This window comes from Streptomyces sp. FH025 (assembly GCF_017427025.1).
Lineage (GTDB): Bacteria > Actinomycetota > Actinomycetes > Streptomycetales > Streptomycetaceae > Kitasatospora.
In genome coordinates, this window is sequence record NZ_JAFLNG010000837.1 from 1 (window position 1) to 2,932 (window position 2,932).

The following is a 2,932-nucleotide window of genomic DNA, read 5'->3' on the forward strand; positions in this document are numbered from 1 at the left end:
GGGCGGCCGACGCGAATACCGGCCCGCCGTCGGGCCGCCATCGAACCACGAAATGCGGCGGCGGAATGAACCCGCCGTGCTCCGCCATGTCCGCATGGCCCGGCCGCGGCGAATTCCACCGGCCCCGGACCGTACACGGGAAAGGATTCAGCCATGACAGTCAGCGCACACCTCGACCTGGCCAGCGCATTCCGGGAGGACGGATTCGTCTTCGCCGGGACCCTGCTCTCCGCAGAGGAAGCCGAGGTGTACCGGGAGATTTACGACCGCTTCCTCACCGGTGAGATCGAGAGCGGCGACAAGCGGTCCGACCTCGGCTCGCACGCGCCGCGGGCCGACGGCGCCGAAGCCGGCGTCGAGAACATCACGCAGATCATGTGGCCCTCCGCACTCCACCCGCCGATCCTCGACCTGCCGCTGCACGAGCGGGGGCTGGCCCTCGCCCGCGAGCTGATCGGCGACGACGCGATGCTCGACTTCGACATGCTGATCCACAAGGCCCCGCACACCGCGGTGCCGACCCCCTGGCACCAGGACGCCGCGTACTGGATCGACCTGCCCGACACCCGGGCCGTCTCGATCTGGGTCGCCCTCGACGACGCCGAACCGGACAACGGCTGCATGTGGTACGTCAAGGGCTCGCACACCCGGCCGCTGCGCCCGCACCGCCCCACCAGCGACGGCAAGAACATCGAGTGCGACTGCTCCGAGGACGAGCCCGGGGCCACCGCCGTGCCGGTGACCGCCGGACAGGGCGTCGCGCACTCCGGCAGCACCCTGCACTACTCCCGCGGCAACACCAGCGACCGGGTGCGGCGGGCGTACATCCTCAACTACCGTCCTGCGGCGATGATCCGGCTGGAGCGCGAGCAGGGCTCCGACCACGGTCTGAACGACAACGAGCGCAAGGTCCGCAACGCCGGCGCCGACCGGGCCGCCGACTGACCCGTCCTCACCGATCCTCCACCCCCCACAGCGAGGTAGTCAGATGGATGCCAGCAACGAACCGGCGCAGGTGCGGCTGAGCGGCGCGGTCATGAGTCACCCCAAGCGCGCGGAGGAGGCCCGGCGGCTCGCCGACGCCGACTCCCGGGGCCGCGTCCGCGTGGTCATGGACCCCGAGCCGGACGGCCGCCCGACCGCCCTCCGGGTGGCGCCGCTCTCGTGGTCCTGCGTGGCGCCCGACGCCACCCACCACCTGGTGCTGCAGGACGACGTGGTGCTCGCCGAAGGCTTCTACGAGCACGCCGAACGCGCCGCCGCGGCGGCCCCCGGCGAGGCGATAGCGCTCTACGCGGGCTGGGAGGCCCGCAACGGCGCCGTCGCCCGGCTCGCCGCGCTCACCGGCGCGCCCTGGGCGTACACCCTTCAGGAGCACGTGCCCTGCCAGGCGCTGATGCTGCCCGCCGAGGCGGCCCGCGGCTACGCGGCCTTCCAGGAGGAGCACGGCGGCGGCTGGCCGTACGACGTGGTGGTGCAGCGCTACCTGAACGCGATCGGCATGCCGGTGCGCTTCTGCACCCCCAGCACGGTGCAGCACGACGACCTGCCCAGCCTGGCCGGCAACACCTACCACGGCTTCCGCCAGGCGACCCTGTTCACCGGCGAGGCGGGCCCGGCGGCCGCCGACGGACCGTGCCCGCGCTTCCCGGTGGTGCCCTTCTACCAGTACGGCGAGGCCCGGTGCGCGGTCCTCCGGGGCACCGAGTGGGAGTACCTGGAGACCGAGCGGCAGCTCGCCCGCACCGGCCTGCTGGAGGCCTGCCTGGCGGCCCTCCGGGCCGCCGGCCAGGACGCCGCGGCCGGACTCCCGGACGGCGCCGGCCGGGCCGTGTGGCTGACCGCCTTCGCCCTCGGCACCGTCACCGCCCACGCGCCGGAGCCGGACCCGCAGGTCGCCGCCGCCGTCATGGAGACCCTCGGATCGGGCGGCCTGTGCGAGGAGTTCACCGCCGCCGAGCTGCTCGCGATGGCCCCCGCAGTGCGCGACCTCGCGCTGACCGCGCTCGCCGCCGGCCGCCGCGCCGGCGCCGACCCGGCCGCCCGCACGCCCCGCCCGGCGCCGCTCGCCCGGGTAGCCGTCACCGGCGGCGACCCGGCCTTCGCCCGGCAGCTGGCCCGGCTGCTCGCCGACGCCGGCCACGACATCGGGTACGACACTGGCCACGACATCGGGCACGGCGCCGGGCCCCTGGCCGGCCGCCCGTCGGCCGAGGACCTCGACGGCGTCCGGCACGTGGTGCACCTGGGCCGCCCCGAGGAGGACGGCCTGCTGGCCGACGTGCTCGCCGCCGCCGCCAAGGCCGGGGTGGAGCGCCTGGTCTACGCCGGCTCCTCGGCCGTCTACCGGGGCAGCCGCGAACGGACCGTCACCGAGGAGGCGCCCGCCGACGCCCCGGCCGACCCGGTGGCACGGGCCTGGTGGCGGGAGGAGCAGGCCGCCCGCGCCTGGGGCGCCGACCACGGCATCCCCGTCCAGGTGCTCCGCCTCGCCGACCCGGTCGGCCCGTACGCGCCGGAGGACAGCCCGCTGGTGCGGTGGGTGAACCTGGCCTGGACCCGGCGCCCGCTCGCCCTGAACCCGCTGGGCCGCCACCAGGTGCTGGACCACCGCGACCTCGCCGACGCGCTGCGCGCCGTCCTGGCGGCCCCACCCGCGCAGCCGGTGCTCAACGTCGCCTCCGCGGCCTTCGACGAGCAGGAACTCGCCGGGTTCCTGGCCGACGTCTCGCGCCGCACGCCCTGGGAGTGGGTCCAGGACCCGACGGTCGACCGCTGGACCATGGCGACCGGGCTGATCGAGACCGAACTCCACTGGCACGCCTCGGCCGTGCTCCACGAGAGCATGCGCGCCCTCGCCCAGTGGTGGGCCTGCGACATCCACGGCGACTACACCGTCCCCGATTCGCGCCGGTAGCCGTACCCCGAATCC

General features: G+C 75.1%; 2 protein-coding genes. Both read left to right on the top strand.

Annotated features, from left to right (window positions below):
- Window positions 1-153 precede the first annotated feature (153 nt).
- Window positions 154-945 carry a phytanoyl-CoA dioxygenase family protein gene (locus J0670_RS34565; RefSeq protein ID WP_207816375.1) on the top strand — a complete coding sequence of 264 codons (792 nt, stop codon included), beginning with the start codon at window positions 154-156 and terminating at the stop codon, window positions 943-945.
- A 43-nt stretch (window positions 946-988) separates the two neighbouring features.
- Window positions 989-2,917 carry an NAD(P)-dependent oxidoreductase gene (locus J0670_RS34570; protein ID WP_243437949.1) on the top strand — a complete coding sequence of 643 codons (1,929 nt, stop codon included), beginning with the start codon at window positions 989-991 and terminating at the stop codon, window positions 2,915-2,917.
- Window positions 2,918-2,932: the final 15 nt, after the last annotated feature.